The following is a 17,903-nucleotide window of genomic DNA, read 5'->3' as shown; positions in this document are numbered from 1 at the left end:
AGTCGAGCATCGGATCATATCCGTCACCCTTTTCGTCCTTGAGAAAGATCATCGATGACCGTCCTGGATGAAGCCCCAGTAACCCGGGTGATCCCCGATGACGAACCGACGATGAAGGCGGGCGAACCCTTGGCTCAGGCCGAGAAACAGCCGTCGAGCGCCTATGCCTGGGCGGTCGTGATCCTGCTGTTCGTCTGCTACACGATCTCGGCGATCGACTCCCGAGTCATGACCCTGATGGTGTCGGACATCCGTCAGGATCTGAAGCTGGACGACTTCCAGATCAGCCTGGTGCAGGGCTTCGCCACCGTGCTTCTGGTCGCCGTGGCGGCCGTGCCGATCGGGCGCATCGTCGACAACGGGCGTCATCGCGGCAAGCTGCTGGCGGGGGGCATAGTCTTGTGGTGCCTGGCCACGGCGGCCAGCGGCCTGGCGCGGACCTTTGGTCATCTGTTCGGCGCGCGGGTGGCGGTCGGCATCGGTGAATCCACCCTGGGGCCGACGGCCTATTCGCTGATCAGCGACTATTTCGAGCCCAAGCGCCGCGCCTTCGCCATCAGCGTCTTCGCCCTGGGCTATCCGGTCGGCGGCGGCCTGGCCCTGGTCATTGGCGCCTACGTCCTGCAACTGGCCAAGGCGCATGGCGCGGTGATGGTGCCGATCATCGGCCTGGTTCAGCCCTGGCAGATGGTCTTCTTCATCGTCGGCCTTCCGGGCCTGCTGGTGGCCGGTCTGGTGGCCATGATCCGCGAACCCAAGCGCCACGCAGCGCCCACGGCGGTGATCGGCGTCGAGCGCCTGACCCTGCGCGAAACCGGCGCCTTCCTGGCCCGTCGCTGGAAGGTCTATTCGTCGTTGATCGGCTCGGTGTCCCTCTTGGGGATGCTCGCGATCGGCACGGCCATCTGGTACCCGACCTTCCTGATCCGCACCTATGGGATGAGCGCCACCGAGGCGGGCTACTCCTTCGGCATCCTGATGATCGTCTGCGGCGGTTTGGGCAATCTGACAGGCGGCTGGTTCTCGGGCTTCTTCATGCGTCGCGGCCATCCGGGCGCCAATCTGAACATCATGATCTGGGTGACCCTGGTGAAGGTCGCACCTCTGGTGGTGGGACCGCTGATGCCGACGGCGGGCGGGGCCCTGCTGCTGATGGGCGTCGCCACCTTCATCGGCCAAGGCACCAACAGCGTCGCCCTGGCCTCGCTGCAGGATATCACCCCCAGCCGCCTGCGCGGCCAGATGACGGCCCTGATGCTGATGTGCGTGACGACCATCGGCATGGCCCTGGGGTCCAGCGTCATCGCCGCCGTGACCCAGTTCGTCTTCCATGACGACAATGCGCTGCGCTACTCGCTGGCCATCCTGCCGGCCATCATCGGTCCGCTGGTAGCGCTGATGTTCTTCATGGCCCGCAAGCCCTATCGCGCCGCCATGATCGAGATGGGCGAGTGGCACGAGAAGAAGGCATGAGCGTCTCGACCTTGCCGCGGGCGGTGATCGACGCCGCCGCCCGGTTTGGCGATGCGCCGGCCATCGTCGACGGCGAACGCCTGAGCTTCGCCCAGCTGGAGCAGCGCGTGCTGCAAGGCGCGGCGGCCCTGATCGAGACGGGCCTGAGGCCCGGCGACCGGGTGGCGATCTGGGCGCCGAACAGCGCCGAATGGATCGTCGCCTGTCTGTCGGTCCAGTCCGCCGGGGGCGTGGTCGTGACCATGAACACCCGGCTGAAGGGGATCGAGGCGCAGTACATCCTCGACAAGACCCGCGCCCGCATCCTGCTGACCGTCGGCGACTTCCTGGGGCAGGACTACCGCACCCTGCTGGAGGGGCTGGACCTGCCGCATCTGGAACGGGTCCTGACGCTGGACGGCGAATGGGACGCCTTCGCCGCGACGGGCAAGGATTTAGAGGCCGCCCGGACCGCCATGCTGGCGGTCCGGGGCGAGGACCCCGCCGACATCCTGTTCACCTCGGGCACGACGGGCCATCCCAAGGGTGTGGTCAGCGGCCATGCCCAGAGCGTTCAGGCCTTCACCTGCTGGGCCGATTGCGCCGGGCTGGGCGAGGGCGACCGCTACCTGATCGTCAATCCCTTCTTCCACACCTTCGGCTACAAGGCCGGCTGGCTGGCCTGCCTGCTGAAGGGGGCGACGGCCTATCCGATGGCGACCTTCGATCCCGTGCGCGTGGTCGAGCTGATCGAGGCCGAGGGCATCACCGTCCTGCCGGGGCCTCCGACCATCTTCCAGCAGATGCTGGCCAGCAGCGCCGAGACGGGCGTGACCCTGTCCTCGATCCGCGTCGCCGTGACGGGGGCCGCCTCGGTGGCGCCGTCGCTGGTGCAGCGGATGCAGAGCGAGCTGGGCATCCGCAACGTCCTGACCGCCTATGGTCTGACCGAAAGCTCGGGCATGGTGACCATGACCCAGATGGGCGACGGCGTGGATCGCATCGCCCACAGTTGCGGCAAGCCCATTCCCGGCGTCGAGGTGAAGTGCGTCGATCGTCTTGGCGAGCCGGTCGCTGCTGGCCGCGAAGGCGAGATCTGGGTGCGCGGCTTCAACGTCATGGCGGGCTATTTCGAGGACCCGGACGCGACCGCCGAGGCGGTGGACGCCGACGGCTGGCTGCACACCGGCGACATCGGCTGTTTCGACGCCGACGGCTATCTGCGGGTCACGGACCGGATGAAGGACATGTTCATCACCGGCGGCTTCAACTGCTATCCCGCCGAGATCGAACGCATCCTGTCGGGCCACCCGGCCATCGCCCAGGTGGCGGTGATCGGCACGCCCGATGAACGCATGGGCGAGATCGGCAAGGCCTTCATCGTCCTGAGGTCCGGCGCCGAGGCCAACGCCGAGGAAATCCGTCAGTGGTGCCGCGCCAACATGGCCAACTACAAGGTTCCGCGTCTGTTTGCCTTCATCGACGCCCTGCCGGTCAATCCGGCGGGCAAGGTGCAGAAGTTCCTGCTGGCCGCCATGCCGTCGGACGAAGGTCTGCGCCATGTCGGGTGAGGGCTCGGTCACGGTCGATCTGAGCGGCCAGGTGGCCCTGGTCACCGGCGGGGCCAAGGGGATCGGCAAGGCGATTGCCGAGGCCTTGCTCGAAGCCGGGTGCCGCGTCGTCGTCTGCGGTCGCAACGCGCCGGAGGCCCTTCCGAGCCATGACGGACGGACCGCGGAGTTCGTCGCTTGCGATGTGCGCGTCGCCGACCAGGTGCGGGCCATGGTCGACGGCCTGGTCGAGCGCCACGGGCGGCTCGATATCGTGGTCAACAACGCCGGGGGCTCGCCCATGGCCGAAGCCGCGACCGCCTCGCCGCGCTTCAGCGACGCCATCGTGGCGCTGAACCTGATGGCGCCCCTGCACGTCTCGCAGGCCGCCTGGCGGCACATGCAGGCCCAGCCGAAGGGCGGCTCCATCGTCAATATCTGCAGCGTTTCGGGCGTGCGGCCTTCGCCGGGCACGGCCATCTACGGCGCGGCCAAGGCCGGGCTGATCAATCTGACCCAGAGTCTGGCGATGGAGTGGGGGCCCAAGATCCGCGTCAACGCCGTCATCGTCGGCCTGATCGCCACTGAGGGCGCGGCGGACCATTATGGCGCCGGTCACGCCGCCATCGCTCAGGCTCTGCCGCTGAAGCGGATGGGCGTCGGGCGCGATATCGCCAATGCGGTGCTGTATCTGTCGTCGCCTCTGGCGTCCTACATCAGCGGGGCGCGGCTGTCGGTCGATGGCGGCGGCGAACGACCCTCTTTCCTCGACCTGGTCTAGACTCCGGCCAGGACCGGCGACCTGGGCCTCTTTTCCGCGGAGAGGCCCCTTTTTTATGCCGGGTTCAGCCGCGTTCGGCGCCGCGCGCTTCGCGGGGCAGGCCCAGGGCGCGCTCGGCGATGATGTTGCGCTGGATCTGGTTGGTGCCGGCGTAGATGGTCTCGGCGCGCGACATCAGATGCATCTTGGTCAGGTCGCCGAAGTCGGTCTCGCCCGTGCCGATCTGACCCGACAGACCCTGAACGTCCATGGCCAGTTCCCCCAGCGAACGATGCCACAGCGCCCAGTAGAGCTTGTAGGTATAGGCGCCCGAGGTCGGGGTCGGGTCCTGGTTGGCCAGCATCCGCAGGGCGCTGGCGCGCATCACCGTCAGACCGACATGGGCCTTGGCCAGGCGCTGGCGGATCAGGGGCGAGCGCGCCGCGCCATTGGCTTTTGCGAGGGCGACCAGTTCTTCCAGCTCGTTCCTGAAATGCATCTGCTGGCCCAGGGTCGAGACCCCGCGCTCGAAGGCCAGGGTGGCCATGGCGACCTTCCAGCCTTCGCCCGGCTGGCCGACGATGTTCTCGGCCGCCGTCTCGGCGTTGTCGAAGAAGACCTCGTTGAACTCGGCCTCGCCGGTCATCTGGCGGATGGGGCGGACGGTGACGCCGGGCTGGTTCATCGGCACCAGCAGATAGGCCAGGCCGCTGGCCCCGCGGGTGCCGGAATCGGCGCGGCAGATGACGAAGACCCAGTCCGAGAACTGGGCCATCGAGGTCCAGACCTTCTGGCCGTTGATGATCCAGCGTCCGTCCTTCAGCCAGGCGGTGGTGCGGACGTTGGACAGATCGGAGCCGGCGTTGGGCTCGGAATAGCCCTGGCACCAGATGTCGGCGCCCGAGGCGATGCCGGGCAGGAACTGCTGCTTCTGCTTTTCGGTGCCGTGCAGCAGCAGGGTCGGCCCTGCCAGCTCGACGCCGATGTGGCCGATGCGCGAGGGCGCTTTGGCGCGGGCGTATTCCTCGGCGAAGATCACCTGTTCCGCGATGCTGGCGCCGCGACCGCCCCATTCCTCGGGCCAGCCGATGCAGCCGTAGCGGGCCTTGCCCAGGGCGGCTTCCCATTCACGGCGTTCAGGAATGGCGTCGACGTGGTTGTTCAGCCCGCGCAGATGGGCGAAGGGACCGGACAGCTGTTCGTCCAGCCAGGCCGCGACCTGACGACGAAAGCCCTCGTGTTCGGGCGCGAAATTGCGGCTCATCCCTGCCTCCTAGATGGCTTCGGCGATGGTCAGGGTCAGGCCGTCCAGGGCGTCGCTCATCTGGATCTGGCAGGCGAGGCGAGAGCTGGGACGCACTTCGATCACGTCGCCGATGGCCTCGATCATCTCGCGCTCATCGCCCTCGGCCTCGGCCAGCTTGGCCAGCCAGGCGTCGTCGACATAGACGTGGCAGCTGCCGCACGAGCAGGCCCCGCCGCAGGTGCCTTCGACTGTGGTGCCGCCGTCTCGAAGGGCCTCCATAAGCCGCCGCCCGGATGCGACCTCCAGCGTCAGTTGCTGGCCGTCCTGTTGGGTCACGAAAATCTGGGGCATCAGAACACCTCGAACAGGGCGGCGGCGCCCATGCCGCCGCCGACACACATGGTCACCACGGCGTGCTTGACGCCGCGACGCTTGCCTTCAATCAGGGCGTGCGCCGCCGTGCGCACCCCGGTCATGCCGAAGGGATGGCCCACGGCGATGGCCCCGCCATCGACATTGAACAGTTCCGGGTCGATTCCCAGAGTATCGCGACAATAGAGGGCCTGACAGGCGAAGGCCTCGTTCAGCTCCCACAGGCCGATGTCCGACATCTTCAGCCCGTGGCGGGCCAGCAGCCGGGGCACGGCGAAAACCGGGCCAATGCCCATTTCGTCGGGACTACAGCCGGCGACGCTCATGCCCAGACAGGCGCCCAGCGGCGACAGGCCCGCGCGCTCGGCGGCGGCTGCCTCCATCAGCACCACGGCGGCGGCGCCGTCCGACAGCTGCGAGGCGTTGCCCGCCGTGACGTGGCGGCCCTGCTTGACGACGTCGCCGTCCTTGAACACCGGCTCCAGCGCCGCGAGGTTTTCCAGCGTGGTCGAGGCGCGCGGGCCTTCGTCGGCGGTCAGGGTGACGGTCTCGTGGCTGATCGCGCCAGTGGCTTTGTCCACCGCCTGCTTGCGCGTGGTCAGGGGCGCCAGCTCGGCATTGAAGCGACCGGCGGCCTGGGCGGCGGCGGTGCGCTGCTGGCTTTGCAGGCTGTACTGGTCCTGGGCCTCGCGGGTGATCCCATAGCGGTCGGCGACGATCTCGGCGGTCTCGATCATCTGCATGTACATATGCGGCGAATGGGCGAGGACGCTCTCGTTGCGGGCGCGATAGGCGTTCTTGTGCTTGTTCTGGGTCAGGGAGATGGACTCGACCCCGCCCGCAACCACCGCCTCCATGCCGTCGTCGGCGATCTGTTTCGAGGCGGTGGCGATGGCCATCAGGCCCGAGGCGCACATCCGGTCCAGGGCCATGCCGGCGACGCTGTCGGGGAAGCCCGCAGCGGCGGCGGTCAGGCGGCCGATGTTGTAGCCCTGCGTGCCCTGCTGGGCGGCGCAGCCGACGATGACGTCCTCGATGCCGGCCGGGTCTATGCCCGCCCGGCGCACGGCCTCGGCGGCGACGTGGCCGGACAGGGCGGTGGCTTCGGTGTCGTTGAAGGCGCCGCGATAGGCCTTGGCGATCGGGGTGCGGGCGGCGCTGACGATGACGGCTTGGCGCATGAAATCTCTTTACGGATAATAGCGACTGATGGCGTCGAGGACGCAGGCCGGCTTGGCCTCGCCTTCGAGCTCGATGGTGATGCGGACGGTGGCCTGAACCGATCCGGCCTTGGCTTCTTCGGCGTGCAGTAGGACGCCCGAACCACGTAGGCGCGAGCCGACCCGGACGGGGGCGAGGAAGCGGATGTTGTCGACCCCGACGTTCACGCCCATCGAAAAGCCGCGCACCTCGATGATCTGGGGCAGGAAGAGGTTGGCCAGCGACACGGTCAGATAGCCGTGGGCGATGGTGGCGCCGAATGGGCCGGTTCTCGCGCGTTCGGGATCGACGTGGATCCACTGGTCGTCGCCGGTGACGTGGGCGAATCCGTCGATGCGGTCCTGGTCGATCTGGAGCCAGTCGCTGACGCCCAGCGGTTCATCGGCCAGGCCCAACATGAGCCGCGGGTTCTCGAAGACGCGCATCAGGCCCTCTGGCTGGAGACCGACAGCACTTCGCCGGTCATGTAGGAGGACAGGTCCGAGGCCAGGAAGAGCATGGCGTTGGCCACTTCCCAGACCTCGGCGGGACGACCGAAAGCCTCTTGCGCCGCCAGCGACTGCAGCAGTTCCGGCGTCGTCACCTTGGCCAAGAAGGCGTGCATGGCGATGGACGGGGCGACGGCGTTGACGCGCACGCCGCGCTCGGCGGCTTCCAGCGCCGAACAGCGGGTGAAGGCCATGACCCCCGCCTTGGCGGCGGCGTAGTGGGCCTGAAGTTTTTGCGCCCGCCAGCCCAGGACCGAGGCGTTGTTGACCACGGCGCCGGACCCTTGCGCATACATGATCGGCAGGAAGGCGCGGCTCATGCGGAAGACGCTGGTCAGGGTCACGTCGATGACGCGCGCCCATTCGTCGTCGGCCATGTCGACCACAGCGGTCGAGCCGCCCAGCCCGGCGTTGTTGACCAGGATGTCGACCCGGCCCAGCACTTCGACCGAGCGCGCGGCCAGGGCCTGAACCTCGGCCTCGACGGTGACATTGCAAAGCTGGGTCGCCGGGCGCCGGCCGACGGCGGCCTCGATGGCGTCGGCGGCCTCGTTCAGGCGGCGCTCGTGCAGGTCGCTGATCAGAAGCGTTGCGCCTTCCTCGGCGAAGCGCTTGGCGACGGAGAAGCCGATGCCGGTGCCGGCGGCGGCGGTGATGACGGCGGTCTTGCCCTGCAACAGGTTGCGGGGGGCCGGATAGGGCGGGGGAGGCGTCATGTGGTGGGTTCCGGGGCCTCGTCCAGACCCATCAGGCCAGCTATGGCTTCGTAATGATGGGACGGGCCGCCCAGCAGGGCGGCGCTGGCGCGGGCGCGCTTGAAATAGAGATGGGCGTCGTGCTCCCAGGTGAAGCCGATGCCGCCGTGGATCTGGATGGCGTCGCCCGCGCATTGCAGGAAGGCTTCGGAACAGCTGGCCCCGGCGACGGCGGCGGCCTCTTTCATCTCGTCGGGCACGTCCAGCAGGCGCACGGCGTAGTAGAGAGCCGAGCGGGCGGATTCGACGGCCATCATCATGTCGGCCAGCTTGTGCTTGATGGCTTGGAAGGAGCCGATGACGCGCCCGAATTGGACCCGTTGCTTGGCGTATTCGGTGGTGATCTCCAGCGTCCGTTCGGCCCCGCCCAGCTGTTCGGCGGCCAGCATGACCGTGCCGACCGCCAGCATCCGGCGGATGGCGGCGGCGGCCTTGCCCGGCGCGCCAAGCAGGGCGTCATCGGTGACGCGGACCTGTTCGAAGCGCACGCGGCTGAAGGGGCGGGTCAGGTCCAGACTGGTCAGGCGCTCGACGCTGATCCCCGACGTGTCGGCGGCCACGGCCAGCAGGCTGAGGCCATCCCAGTCGGTTGTTCCCTCGGTCCGGGCGACGACGATCAGCAGATTGGCGGCGTGGCCCATCAGCACGTATTCGGCGGTCCCGTTCAGGCGCCAGCCGCCGCCATCGGCCTTCAGATCGATCGCGACATCGCCGGGAACGGGCGCGCCGCTGGCCCCGGTCAGGCAGACGGCGGCGCGGATCTCGCCCTCGATCAGACGGGGCAGGTGCTCGGCCTGTCGCGCCTCGCAGCCCGCCGACATCAGGGCAGGCAGGGCCAAGCCCAAGGTCGGGAACAGCGGAGCCGCCGTCAGGGTGCGCCCGGCCTCTTCATGCAGGATGGCCAGTTCGACCAGGCCCAGATCGCTGCCGCCGAACCGTTCCGGCGCGGCCACGCCCAGCCAGCCCATCTCCTGGGCCATGGCGCGCCACTGTTCGGCGTCCCAGCCGTCGGCGGATTCGATGGCGGCGCGCAGACGGGCCGAGCTGCCGTGTTCGTCCAGAAACGCCCGGGCGCTTTCGGCGATGGCCAGTTGTTCGTCGCTGAGGGTGATGTTCATCCGCGCCCCCTCAGCCCGCGCCATAGACGGCTTGCGCCGGAGTGCGACGGGCCAGCAGGTCGTGGACGACGGCGCCGACCTCGGACGGACGCCAGCGGCGGCCCTGGTCCACGCCGGGGCCGTTGCGCCAGCCCTCGGACAGCATGATCCGTCCGCCTTGCAGTTCGAAGACCTGACCCGTCACCTCGGCGGACAGGGCGCTGGCCAGCCAGACGATGGTGGGGGCGACATTGGCGGGGTCGTTGGCGTCGAACCCTTGCTCGGGCGCCTGCATGGCGTCGGCGAAGGCGGTCTCGGTCATGCGGGTACGCGCCGCCGGGGCCAGGGCGTTGGCGGTGATCCCATAGCGGCCCAGCTCGGCGGCCTGCACCAGGGTCAGGCTGGCGATGCCGCCCTTGGCCGCCGAATAGGCGCTCTGGCCGATCGAGCCCTGCAGGCCCGCGCCGGACGAGGTGTTGATGATGCGGGCGTCGGGATTGCGCCCTGCCTTCTGCTTGGCGCGCCAGTAGTCGACGGCGGCGCGGCTGACGCAGAAGTGGCCGCGCAGGTGGACGCGCAGCACGGCGTCCCATTCCTCGGGCGTGCAGGAGACGAACATACGGTCGCGCACGAAGCCGGCGTTGTTGACCACGGCGTGCAGGTCGCCAAAGGCGTCGAGCGCGGTCTGGACCATGCGCTGCCCGCCCTCGACCTCGGTGACGTCGTCGGTGTTGGCGACGGCCTTGCCGCCCGCTGCGATGATCTGATCGACCACGATCTGGGCCGCGCCGACCGTCTGACCGGCCTCGCCGTGGGTTCCGACGCCCAGGTCATTGACCACGACCTTCGCGCCTTCCGCCGCCAGGGCGAGGGCGTAGGCCCGCCCCAGCCCGCCGCCCGCGCCCGTGACGATGACCACGCGGTTCTCACAGATCCCGAACATGGACGCTTCCCTCACAGACGCTCGATGATGGTGACATTGGCCTGACCCCCGCCCTCGCACATGGTCTGCAGGGCGTAGCGGCCGCCGCGACGTTCCAGCTCGTTGAGCATGGTGGTCATGATGCGCGCGCCTGTGGCCCCCAACGGGTGGCCCAGAGCAATGGCGCCGCCGTTGACGTTGACCCGGTCGTGCGGAATGCCGAGGTCCTTCATCCAGGCCATGGCGACCGAGGCGAAGGCTTCGTTGCACTCGAACAGGTCGATGTCCTCGATCCGCAGGCCGGTCTTCTCCAGCGCGCGGCGAGTGGCCGGGATGGGTGCAGTCAGCATCCACACCGGATCATCGGCGCGCACCGACAGATGGTGGATGCGGGCGCGGGGCTTGAGGCCGTGATCCTTCACCGCCTTGGGCGAGGCCAGCAGCAGGGCGGCGGCGCCGTCGGCGGTCTGGCTGGCCACGGCGGCGGTGATGCGGCCATCGGGCGTCAGCGGCTGCAGCGTCGCCATCTTTTCCAGCGAGGTCTGGCGCGGGGTCTCGTCGCGCGTCACGCCTTCCAGCGGGATGATCTCGTTGTCGAAGCGCCCGGCCTCGGCGGCGTCGAGGGCCCGGTGATGGCTCTCCAGCGCGAACTGCTCCATCTCGGCGCGGCTGATGTTCCACCTGTCGGCGATCATCTCGGCGGAACGGAACTGGCTGACCTCCTGGTCGCCATAGCGCGCCTGCCAGCCGGTCGAGCCGCGGAAGGGGTCGGCAAAGCCATAGGTCTGCCCCGCCAGCATGGCGGCCGAAATCGGGATGGCGTTCATGTTCTGCACGCCGCCGGCGACGACCATGTCCTGGGTCCCGCTCATCACGCCCTGTGCCGCGAAATGCACCGCTTGCTGGGCCGAGCCGCACTGACGGTCTATGGTCACGCCGGGAACGTGTTCGGGCAGGCCCGCCGCCAGCCAGCAGGATCGAGCGATGTCGCCAGCCTGAGAACCGATGGTGTCGCAGCAGCCGAACACCACGTCTTCGACCGCGCCGGGATCGACCCCGACGCGGGCCATCAGGGCCGACAGGACGTGGGCGCCCAGATCGGCTGAGTGGACATGGGCCAGCCCGCCCTTCTTGCGCCCGACCGGGGAGCGGACGGCGTCGATGATATAGGCCTCATGCGGCATGGGCGGCGTCTTCCTTCAGGGCGGCCCAGGCGAAGCTGTGGTCGATGTCGGGGGAGGAGAGGGCGCGGGTCATGACCCGCGCGCGGTGGAAGCTTTCGTCGCCCCAGACGCCTGCGAGCGCGAGGCCGCGCTTCAGCAGGAAGTGGACGTCCACCTCCCACGAATAGCCCATGGCCCCGTGGACCTGGATGGCGGTGCGGGCGGCCAGGACGGCGGCCTCGGCGGCGGCCAGTCTGGCGTGCGAGGCGCGGGCGCGCGACAGGGCGTTGTCGGCGGCGCGTTCACCGGCGGCGGCGAAGACGACGGGGCGGGCGAACTCGATCTTCACCTGGGCCGTGGCCAGCAGGTGTTTCACCGCCTGGTTGACGCCGATGGGCTTGCTGAACTGGGTGCGTTCCTTGGCGTAGTCGACGGCCAGTTCGACGCTGCGCTCGGCCAGACCGATGCACTGGGCGGCGGCGAAGATGACGCCGCGTTCCAGCGCCGTCGCCAGCAGGGGCGCAGCCGTGGCGGCGTCGGCGATCCGGTTGTCAGCGGAGGGCGTCCAGACCACGCGCGACAGGCGACGGAAGGGGTCGATGCTGGGCTGGACGATCAGTTCGACCGCCGAACGCTCGACCAGATGCAGGGCGCCGTCGTGGACCAGCAGCAGGACGTCCGCCGTGTCGGCGTCGGCGACGAAGGGATTGGACGGATGGCCCAGAGCCACCGTCGCCTCGCCTGCCACAGCCTGGCCCAGCCATTCGTCCGCGCGGGGATGATCGACCGCCGCCAGCAGCGGCAGGACCACCCCCGCCAGCTCGACCAGAGGCTCGGGCAGGGCGGCGTGGCCGCAGACCTGAGCGATCAGGACGAAGTCGGTCTCGTCCAGACCCAGGCCGCCTTTAGCCTCGGGCACCATGACGCCGGTCAGGCCCAGGTCGAGGATCTGGCGCCAGCGCGGCTCGTCTCGGGCCTGGTCGCTGTCCATCAGTCGGCGCAGGTGCGCGCCCGTGCATTCGGCCCGCAGCAGGGTGCGGACGACCTCGGCGATGGCCTGTTGTTCGTCGGAGAAGGCGAAATCCACGATCAGCCCCTCGGCAGGCCGAGCAGGCGCTCGGCGATGATGTTGCGCTGGATCTCGTTCGATCCGGCGTAGATCGGCCCGGCCAGCGAGAAGAGGTAGCCGCCCAGCCAGTCGCCGGTTTCCTCGTCGTCGGGCGCGCTCGCCAGCAGTTCGGCGCGCGGCCCCAGGATGGCCAGGGCCGTCTGGTGCAGGGCGATGTCCATCTCGGACCAGAAGATCTTGTTGCAGCTGGCCTCGGCCCCGATTGATCCGCCCGCCGTCAGGCGACAGGCCGTCGAATAGATCGACAGGGCATAGGCCTCGGCGTTCATCCAGGCTTGAGCCACGTCGCGGCCCAGCGCCGGATCGACCTCGGCTTCGTGGCGACGATAGAGGGCGGCCAATCGGCGCGCGGCCTCCTGATAGCGGGCGGGGCTGCGCAGCATCAGGCCGCGCTCGAACCCGGCGGTGGCCATGCAGACGTGCCAGCCCTGACCCTCGTCGCCGAGCCGGTTGAGGACGGGCACGCGGGCGTTCTCCAGGAAGATCTCGGCGAAGCCCGCCTCGCCGTCGATCTGGGGAATGGGCTGGACGCGCACGCCCGGCGTCTTCAGGTCCATCAGCAGAAGGGACAGGCCCTTGTGCCGCTGAGATCCCGCCTCGGTGCGGACCAGGACGAAGGCCCAGTCGGCGAAGACGGCGCGCGACGACCAGATCTTGTGGCCGTTCAGCACATAGTCGTCGCCGTCGATCACGGCGGTGGCGGCCACGGCGGCCAGATCGCTGCCCGCCTGAGGTTCGGACCAGGCCTGGGCCCAGATTTCATCGCCTGCGGCCATGGCGGGCAGGAAGCGCGCCTTCTGCTCGGCCGTGCCGAACTCCATCAGGGTCGGGCCCAGAAGGAAGATGCCGTTCTGATTGACCCGGCCGGGCGCGCCGGCGCGGTAATACTCTTCCTCGAAGATCAGCCACTGGACGAGGTCCAGCCCGCGCCCGCCATAGGCCTTCGGCCAGGTGACCATGCCGAAATTACCCCGGCTGAGGGTGCGCTCCCATTCGCGGTGGGCCTCGAAGCCTTCGGCGGTGTCGAACGAAGGCAGGGGCTCGGCGGGCACGTGGCCGGCCATCCAGGCGCGCACCTCGTGTCGGAAAGCGGTCTGCTCGGGGGTGTAACTCAGGTTCACGGGAGGACCTTCAGAACTGGGCGGTCTTGTTGTCGTGGACGAAGGCGTCGCGAGAGGCCTGGCTGTCCGCGTGCATGTACATTTCCAGGGTGAAGCCCTGCTCGAAGCGGTAGCCGTGATCGACGTCGCGCGGCTCCAGCCCGTTCAGCGCCTGCTTGGCCAGGACCAGGGCGGTGCGGCTCTTGGCGGCGATGACGGCGGCGAAGGCGCGGGTCTCGGCGTGCAACTGATCGCGGGGGACCAGCTTCTCGACCCCGCCCAGACGCCAGGCGTCCTGGGCCGTGATCTTGCCGCCGGTGAAGAAGGCGGCGCGCACCACATGCAGGGGCAGCATCCGTGACAGGTGCGAGGCCCCGCCCATGGCGCCTCGGTCGATCTCGGGCAGGGAGAAGTAGCAGTCGTCAGAGGCGATGACGGTGTCCGCCGCGCCGCAGATGCCGATGCCGCCGCCGATGACGAAGCCGTGGGCGGCGACCACGACCGGGACCGGGCAGTCGCGCACGGCCTTGAAGGTCAGGTAGTTGCCGCGGTTCAGAGCCACGATCCGCTCGGGGTGGGCCTGCATCTCCTTGATGTCGACGCCGCCGCAGAAGCCGCGGCCCTCGGCCCGGATCAGGACGCACCGCACGTCCTCGCGCGATCCGACCTCGGTGATGATGCCCGGCAGGGCGTTCCACAGGGTGGAGTCCAGCGCATTGACCGGCGGGTGGTCGAGGATGACCTCGCCAATGCGGTCTGTGATGTCGGTGCGGATGGGCATGCTTGGGTTCCGTCAGGCCGCCGTCGTCAGGGAGGCGGCGGGGCTGGCGACAGCCTCCAGCCGCGCGTGGGCCTGGGCGATGATCTGTTCGATGAGGTCGTGGCAGGTCGGCAGGTCGCCGAGGCGCCCCGCCACCTGGCCGGTGGCCATCAGGCCGTCGTCGGGCCGCCCCTCGACCACGGCGCGCTGGATCAGCATGGGGGCGCTGGCGGCCATCATGGCCTGGGCCAGGGTCAGCCCGCCGTGGCTGGTCATGGCGCGGGCGGCGGCCAGAAGCTCGGGCACGGAGGCCCCGGTCGCCCGCTTCATCATCAGGGCGCTTTCCAGCGCGCGCAGCCACATGGAGACGGGACCGGCGCTTTCGATGCGGGCCAGACGGCGGTTGCGGATCATCCGCTGGGGCAGGCCGTCGACCTTGGTCGAGACCAGAATGTCGTCGGGACCCGCCTTGACGTAGTGGGCCTTGGTGACGCCCGGCACGGGGCTTTCGGCGGTCATCAGGAAGCGGGTGCCCATGGCGATCCCCCCGGCGCCGTAGGCGAGGGCGGCGGCCAGACCGCGCCCGTCGCTGAAGCCGCCCGCCGCCACGACCGGCACGTCGACGGCGTCGAGAACCTGAGGCAGCAGGACGGTGGTGGCGACCGAGCCGGTGTGGCCGCCGCCTTCGCCGCCCTGGACCGTGATCATGTCGCAGCCCAGTTCGACCATCTTGCGGGCGTGCTTCAGCGCGCCGACGGTGGGGATGCAGACGATGCCCGCGTCGCGGAAGCGGGCGATGATCGCCTTGTCGGGACCGCGCCCGAAGCTGACGGCGCGGACCTGAGCGCGCTCGGCCAGGATGATCTCCACGATCTCGGCGGCGCCCGGCTGGAACATATGGAAGTTCACGCCGAAGGGCTTGCTGGTCAGCGTCTTCAGTTGCGCGATGGCCTGACGCAGTTCGTCGGGCCGCATCACCGCCGCCCCGAGGAAACCAAAGGCGCCCGCCTCGCTGGTGGCGGCCACCAGTTCGGGCGTGGCGATCCAGCCCATGGCGGTCTGGATGACGGGATAACGGCAACCCAGACGCGCGGTCAGTTCGGTGTCGAGGGTCATGCCTTGCCCTCGTCCGCGCGCCTGTTGCCGGCGGCCATGGCCTTGCCGTCCAGCCCGCCCAGACTGTGGCCGCTGACCAGGTCGTTCTGGGCGTGGGCGAAGTGGTGCATGTGGAAGACGGCGTCCATCGCCGTGCGCTTGCCGCGCAGATCCTCGACGTGGTTCACCGCCTGCTTGGTCAGGGACAGGCCCAGACGCGGCATCAGGGCGATCTTTTCGGCGATGGCGCGGGTCTGGTCTTCCAACTGATCGCGGGCGACCACGCGGTTGACCATGCCCAGCTCATAGGCGCGGGCGGCGGGCATGCGCTCGCCCAGGAAGAGGAACTCCTTGGCGATGCGCGGGTGCATTTCAAAAGCGTGGGCGAAATACTCGACGCCGGGGATGCCCATCCGCACGACAGGGTCCTGGAAATAGGCGTCGTCGGAGGCCACGATCAGGTCGCAGACCCATGCCAGCATCAGCCCCCCGGCGATACAGGCCCCCTGGACCATGGCGATGGTCGGCTTGGGGATGTCGCGCCAGCGGCGGCACATGCCCAGATAGACCTCGTGCTCGCGGGCATAGAGCAGCTCGGCGCCGGGCTTGTTGACGTGGTCATAGGTCAGATGCCGACGCTCGAAGCTCTTGTGCAGGTCGCGGCCCGGGGTACCGATGTCGTGACCGGCCGAGAAATGCTTGCCCGCCCCGCGCAGGACAATGACCTTGACCGCATCGTCGTCGACGGCGCGGCGGAAGGCGTCGTCCAGCGCATAGGTCATCTGCGAGTTCTGGGCGTTGTGGAACGCCGTGCGGTCCATCGTGATCCAGGCGACCGGCCCCTCGACCGCATAGGCGACGGGCGTCTCGGTCTCGTAGGTGATCTCGACGTCTTTCGGGGGGACCAGGTCGCTCATGATCAGGCGGCGTCCTGCAGACGGCGGTCGCCGACGGGGTCGCCCTTGAACAGGGTGGCGCGCAGATTGTGCGGGTCCAGCCGCTCGCGGATGATCGTCAGCTGCTCGGACGTCGGGGCGGCGGTCTCGGGGATGTTTTCCGGCCGCGCCAGGGCGAAGCCGGTGTTGTCCTGAACCTCGTCGAAGGTGACGCCGGGGTGCAGGGACCGCACCCGCATCGCCTTGTTGGCGCCGCTGAAGTCCAGCACGGCCAGGTCGGTGACGACCATGCGCAGGTCGAGACCGGCGGGCTTCTGGCCATCGGGCCAGCGGGCCGGATTGTAGCCGACGCCGCAGACGAAATCGACTTCGCCCGCCACGAAGGCGCGGGTGTTGTGGGTCGGCACGAAATAGCTGTTGGGGTGGCTGATCGAGTTGCCGGGATAGCCGCGCGCGCCCAGCAGGGCGGCCTTGGGTTTGGCGTGGTCGCCGATGACGGAGATATTGGTCTGGCCGAAGCGGTCGATCTGGGTCGGGACGACCATGGCGTGGCGTTTGCCGCCCCACAGGTTGTCGAATGTGCGGGCGAAGGGCATCCAGCCCTCGACCTTGGGGACGTAGCCGTTGCGCGGGCCGACCGGCACGGGTTCGGCGACGAAGTGGTTTTCGCCGTCGGTCAGCATCAGGGCCGGGTTGACGGTCAGCTTGGCCAGGCCGGCGGCCAGGCGCGGCATCAGGGTGATGCCGGTGGCCAGGACTTCACCGTCGTTGCGCCAGGCGTCGGCGGCGGCGGCGATGCACAGTTCAGCCAGGGTGTAGGGGGCGGTCTGGGTCATGTCGGCGGGCCTCAATAGATCGGCGCGGGCAGGGCGCGGACGTGGTCGGCGCCGCCGACCGCCGCGAGATAGGCGTCGGGCGTCGTGTCGATGAAGCGGGCGCGATAGTCGTCCCAGGCTTCGGGCGAGGTCGCGCCGACGTAGGTCTTCAAGTGGGCCATATCGATGCCGTAGTCAGGCGAGGCGCCGGTCGGGTGGGCGCCCAGCGGGGCCTCGATCACCCCGGTGACGACGCTGCGCTCGAACGGGTGGAAACGGGCGTTGGCGGGCAGGTCCAGGGCCTCGGTCTCGACCAGTTGCTCGGTCGAGACGAAGACCTGATCGGCGGCGCGCGCCATCAGGTCGTCGAAGAAGGGGTCGGGGCTGAAGATCAGGGTGTTGCCGGCCAGATCGGCGCGGTGGACGTGCATGATGGCCGCGTCCAGCTTGATCGCCGGCATGGCCAGCAGGGTCTGGCCGTCGTCGTAAGGTGAGCGGATCGTCTTGATCCCCTGCGCCGGAATGTCGGTGGCCAGGCCGAAGTGGGCGGGCAGGAAGGGCAGGCGCATGGCGGCGGCGCGCAGCCCCCAGTGAAGCAGACCCTCGTCCAGCTCCAGAATCTCCAGGGCGCCCGCCTGCCGCGCGGCGCGGAAGTGCGGGTCCAGCGGGAAATGATCCAGGGAAACAAAGCCGAAGATCAGTTTCTTCACCTTGCCCGACGCCACCAAGGTGCCGACATCAGGACCGCCGTAGCCGACGATGGTCAGGTCTTTCAGGTTGGAACGCGCGATGGCGCGCACGAGGGCCATGGGCTTGCGACGCGTCGCCCAGCCGCCGATTCCGATCGTCATTCCGTCGCGCAGGCTGGCGACGAAGCCATCCAGATCCAGCCGTTTGTCCAGCACGCCGAGACACTCCGTGAAGCAGGGAAGATTGGTTCCTGTCACGACGCTATGAGACGGGCTGGGGAGGGTGAAGAGGCCCCAAAGGAACGGATTGTTTGCGTCCGAAGACAATCTGGGCGCGAACCGAAATAGGGTCGCTGGCGAAACACTCTGGTCGTGTTCCGCGCCTTATCGTTG

General features: G+C 68.8%; 18 protein-coding genes. 3 read left to right on the top strand and 15 right to left on the bottom strand.

The window, feature by feature from the left end:
- Positions 1–54 precede the first annotated feature (54 nt).
- Genes RTY13_RS11685 through RTY13_RS11675 form a run of 3 tightly spaced genes read left to right on the top strand, consistent with a single transcriptional unit; the run spans position 55 to position 3,783 of the window.
- Positions 55–1,473 carry an MFS transporter gene (locus RTY13_RS11685; protein WP_312783593.1) on the top strand — a complete coding sequence of 473 codons (1,419 nt, stop codon included), beginning with the start codon at positions 55–57 and terminating at the stop codon, positions 1,471–1,473.
- Positions 1,470–3,023 (top strand): FadD3 family acyl-CoA ligase, encoded by a 1,554-nt coding sequence (locus tag RTY13_RS11680; RefSeq protein WP_312783591.1) that lies wholly within the window; start codon positions 1,470–1,472, stop codon positions 3,021–3,023. Before RTY13_RS11685 ends, RTY13_RS11680 begins: the two co-directional genes overlap by 4 nt.
- On the top strand, positions 3,013–3,783 hold the full coding sequence (locus RTY13_RS11675; RefSeq protein ID WP_312783589.1) for an SDR family oxidoreductase: 771 nt from the start codon (positions 3,013–3,015) through the stop codon (positions 3,781–3,783). Before RTY13_RS11680 ends, RTY13_RS11675 begins: the two co-directional genes overlap by 11 nt.
- Positions 3,784–3,847: 64 nt before the next feature.
- Here the strand turns inward: RTY13_RS11675 and RTY13_RS11670 are convergent, their stop codons facing one another.
- From RTY13_RS11670 to RTY13_RS11600, 15 genes are read right to left on the bottom strand one after another with little or no spacing between them, the layout of a single operon-like run.
- The gene (locus tag RTY13_RS11670) at positions 3,848–5,026 is read right to left on the bottom strand and encodes an acyl-CoA dehydrogenase family protein (RefSeq protein WP_312783587.1); all 1,179 of its coding nucleotides are present in this window, start codon (positions 5,024–5,026) and stop codon (positions 3,848–3,850) included.
- Between the two features lie 9 nt (positions 5,027–5,035).
- Positions 5,036–5,359, bottom strand: a complete 324-nt coding sequence (locus RTY13_RS11665; protein WP_312783585.1) for a 2Fe-2S iron-sulfur cluster-binding protein — start codon at positions 5,357–5,359, stop codon at positions 5,036–5,038.
- The gene (locus RTY13_RS11660) at positions 5,359–6,561 is read right to left on the bottom strand and encodes an acetyl-CoA C-acyltransferase (RefSeq protein ID WP_312783584.1); all 1,203 of its coding nucleotides are present in this window, start codon (positions 6,559–6,561) and stop codon (positions 5,359–5,361) included. The genes RTY13_RS11665 and RTY13_RS11660 overlap by 1 nt, the downstream gene beginning before the upstream one ends.
- A 9-nt stretch (positions 6,562–6,570) precedes the next feature.
- Positions 6,571–7,026 carry a MaoC family dehydratase gene (locus RTY13_RS11655; protein ID WP_312783582.1) on the bottom strand — a complete coding sequence of 152 codons (456 nt, stop codon included), beginning with the start codon at positions 7,024–7,026 and terminating at the stop codon, positions 6,571–6,573.
- Positions 7,026–7,805: an SDR family oxidoreductase gene (locus RTY13_RS11650; RefSeq protein WP_312783580.1), complete on the bottom strand. Its 780-nt coding sequence runs from the start codon at positions 7,803–7,805 to the stop codon at positions 7,026–7,028. The genes RTY13_RS11655 and RTY13_RS11650 overlap by 1 nt, the downstream gene beginning before the upstream one ends.
- Positions 7,802–8,962: an acyl-CoA dehydrogenase family protein gene (locus RTY13_RS11645; RefSeq protein WP_312783578.1), complete on the bottom strand. Its 1,161-nt coding sequence runs from the start codon at positions 8,960–8,962 to the stop codon at positions 7,802–7,804. The genes RTY13_RS11650 and RTY13_RS11645 overlap by 4 nt, the downstream gene beginning before the upstream one ends.
- A 10-nt stretch (positions 8,963–8,972) precedes the next feature.
- Complete coding sequence (locus RTY13_RS11640) at positions 8,973–9,884, bottom strand: SDR family oxidoreductase (RefSeq protein WP_312783576.1); 912 nt, start codon at positions 9,882–9,884, stop codon at positions 8,973–8,975.
- Between the two features lie 11 nt (positions 9,885–9,895).
- Positions 9,896–11,047 (bottom strand): acetyl-CoA C-acetyltransferase, encoded by a 1,152-nt coding sequence (locus RTY13_RS11635; protein ID WP_312783574.1) that lies wholly within the window; start codon positions 11,045–11,047, stop codon positions 9,896–9,898.
- Positions 11,037–12,113: an acyl-CoA dehydrogenase family protein gene (locus RTY13_RS11630; RefSeq protein WP_312783572.1), complete on the bottom strand. Its 1,077-nt coding sequence runs from the start codon at positions 12,111–12,113 to the stop codon at positions 11,037–11,039. The genes RTY13_RS11635 and RTY13_RS11630 overlap by 11 nt, the downstream gene beginning before the upstream one ends.
- A gap of 2 nt (positions 12,114–12,115) precedes the next feature.
- On the bottom strand, positions 12,116–13,276 hold the full coding sequence (locus RTY13_RS11625) for an acyl-CoA dehydrogenase family protein (RefSeq protein ID WP_312783570.1): 1,161 nt from the start codon (positions 13,274–13,276) through the stop codon (positions 12,116–12,118).
- A gap of 10 nt (positions 13,277–13,286) precedes the next feature.
- Positions 13,287–14,036, bottom strand: coding sequence for an enoyl-CoA hydratase family protein (locus RTY13_RS11620; RefSeq protein ID WP_312783568.1), 750 nt, complete (start codon positions 14,034–14,036; stop codon positions 13,287–13,289).
- 12 nt (positions 14,037–14,048) lie between these two features.
- Positions 14,049–15,131, bottom strand: a complete 1,083-nt coding sequence (locus RTY13_RS11615) for a nitronate monooxygenase (RefSeq protein ID WP_312783566.1) — start codon at positions 15,129–15,131, stop codon at positions 14,049–14,051.
- On the bottom strand, positions 15,128–16,027 hold the full coding sequence (locus RTY13_RS11610) for an enoyl-CoA hydratase (RefSeq protein ID WP_312783564.1): 900 nt from the start codon (positions 16,025–16,027) through the stop codon (positions 15,128–15,130). The genes RTY13_RS11615 and RTY13_RS11610 overlap by 4 nt, the downstream gene beginning before the upstream one ends.
- 2 nt (positions 16,028–16,029) lie before the next feature.
- Positions 16,030–16,842, bottom strand: coding sequence for a CoA-transferase (locus tag RTY13_RS11605; protein ID WP_312783562.1), 813 nt, complete (start codon positions 16,840–16,842; stop codon positions 16,030–16,032).
- A gap of 11 nt (positions 16,843–16,853) precedes the next feature.
- Entirely contained in the window at positions 16,854–17,726 is an 873-nt protein-coding gene (locus RTY13_RS11600) for a CoA-transferase (protein WP_312783560.1), read from the bottom strand.
- Positions 17,727–17,903: the final 177 nt, after the last annotated feature.

This window comes from Brevundimonas sp. (assembly GCF_032055285.1).
GTDB lineage: Bacteria > Pseudomonadota > Alphaproteobacteria > Caulobacterales > Caulobacteraceae > Brevundimonas.
This window is presented reverse-complemented; position numbering and strand designations above follow the sequence as displayed.

Coding starts and splice junctions, on each gene's coding strand:
- RTY13_RS11650 (WP_312783580.1), bottom strand. CDS start 7,805: ATGACGCCTCCCCCGCCCTATCCGGCCCCCCGCAACCTGTTGCAGGGC.
- RTY13_RS11615 (WP_312783566.1), bottom strand. CDS start 15,131: ATGACCCTCGACACCGAACTGACCGCGCGTCTGGGTTGCCGTTATCCC.
- RTY13_RS11655 (WP_312783582.1), bottom strand. CDS start 7,026: ATGCGCGTCTTCGAGAACCCGCGGCTCATGTTGGGCCTGGCCGATGAA.
- RTY13_RS11620 (WP_312783568.1), bottom strand. CDS start 14,036: ATGCCCATCCGCACCGACATCACAGACCGCATTGGCGAGGTCATCCTC.
- RTY13_RS11610 (WP_312783564.1), bottom strand. CDS start 16,027: ATGAGCGACCTGGTCCCCCCGAAAGACGTCGAGATCACCTACGAGACC.
- RTY13_RS11645 (WP_312783578.1), bottom strand. CDS start 8,962: ATGAACATCACCCTCAGCGACGAACAACTGGCCATCGCCGAAAGCGCC.
- RTY13_RS11605 (WP_312783562.1), bottom strand. CDS start 16,842: ATGACCCAGACCGCCCCCTACACCCTGGCTGAACTGTGCATCGCCGCC.
- RTY13_RS11685 (WP_312783593.1), top strand. CDS start 55: ATGACCGTCCTGGATGAAGCCCCAGTAACCCGGGTGATCCCCGATGAC.
- RTY13_RS11670 (WP_312783587.1), bottom strand. CDS start 5,026: ATGAGCCGCAATTTCGCGCCCGAACACGAGGGCTTTCGTCGTCAGGTC.
- RTY13_RS11665 (WP_312783585.1), bottom strand. CDS start 5,359: ATGCCCCAGATTTTCGTGACCCAACAGGACGGCCAGCAACTGACGCTG.
- RTY13_RS11640 (WP_312783576.1), bottom strand. CDS start 9,884: ATGTTCGGGATCTGTGAGAACCGCGTGGTCATCGTCACGGGCGCGGGC.
- RTY13_RS11675 (WP_312783589.1), top strand. CDS start 3,013: ATGTCGGGTGAGGGCTCGGTCACGGTCGATCTGAGCGGCCAGGTGGCC.
- RTY13_RS11680 (WP_312783591.1), top strand. CDS start 1,470: ATGAGCGTCTCGACCTTGCCGCGGGCGGTGATCGACGCCGCCGCCCGG.
- RTY13_RS11660 (WP_312783584.1), bottom strand. CDS start 6,561: ATGCGCCAAGCCGTCATCGTCAGCGCCGCCCGCACCCCGATCGCCAAG.
- RTY13_RS11635 (WP_312783574.1), bottom strand. CDS start 11,047: ATGCCGCATGAGGCCTATATCATCGACGCCGTCCGCTCCCCGGTCGGG.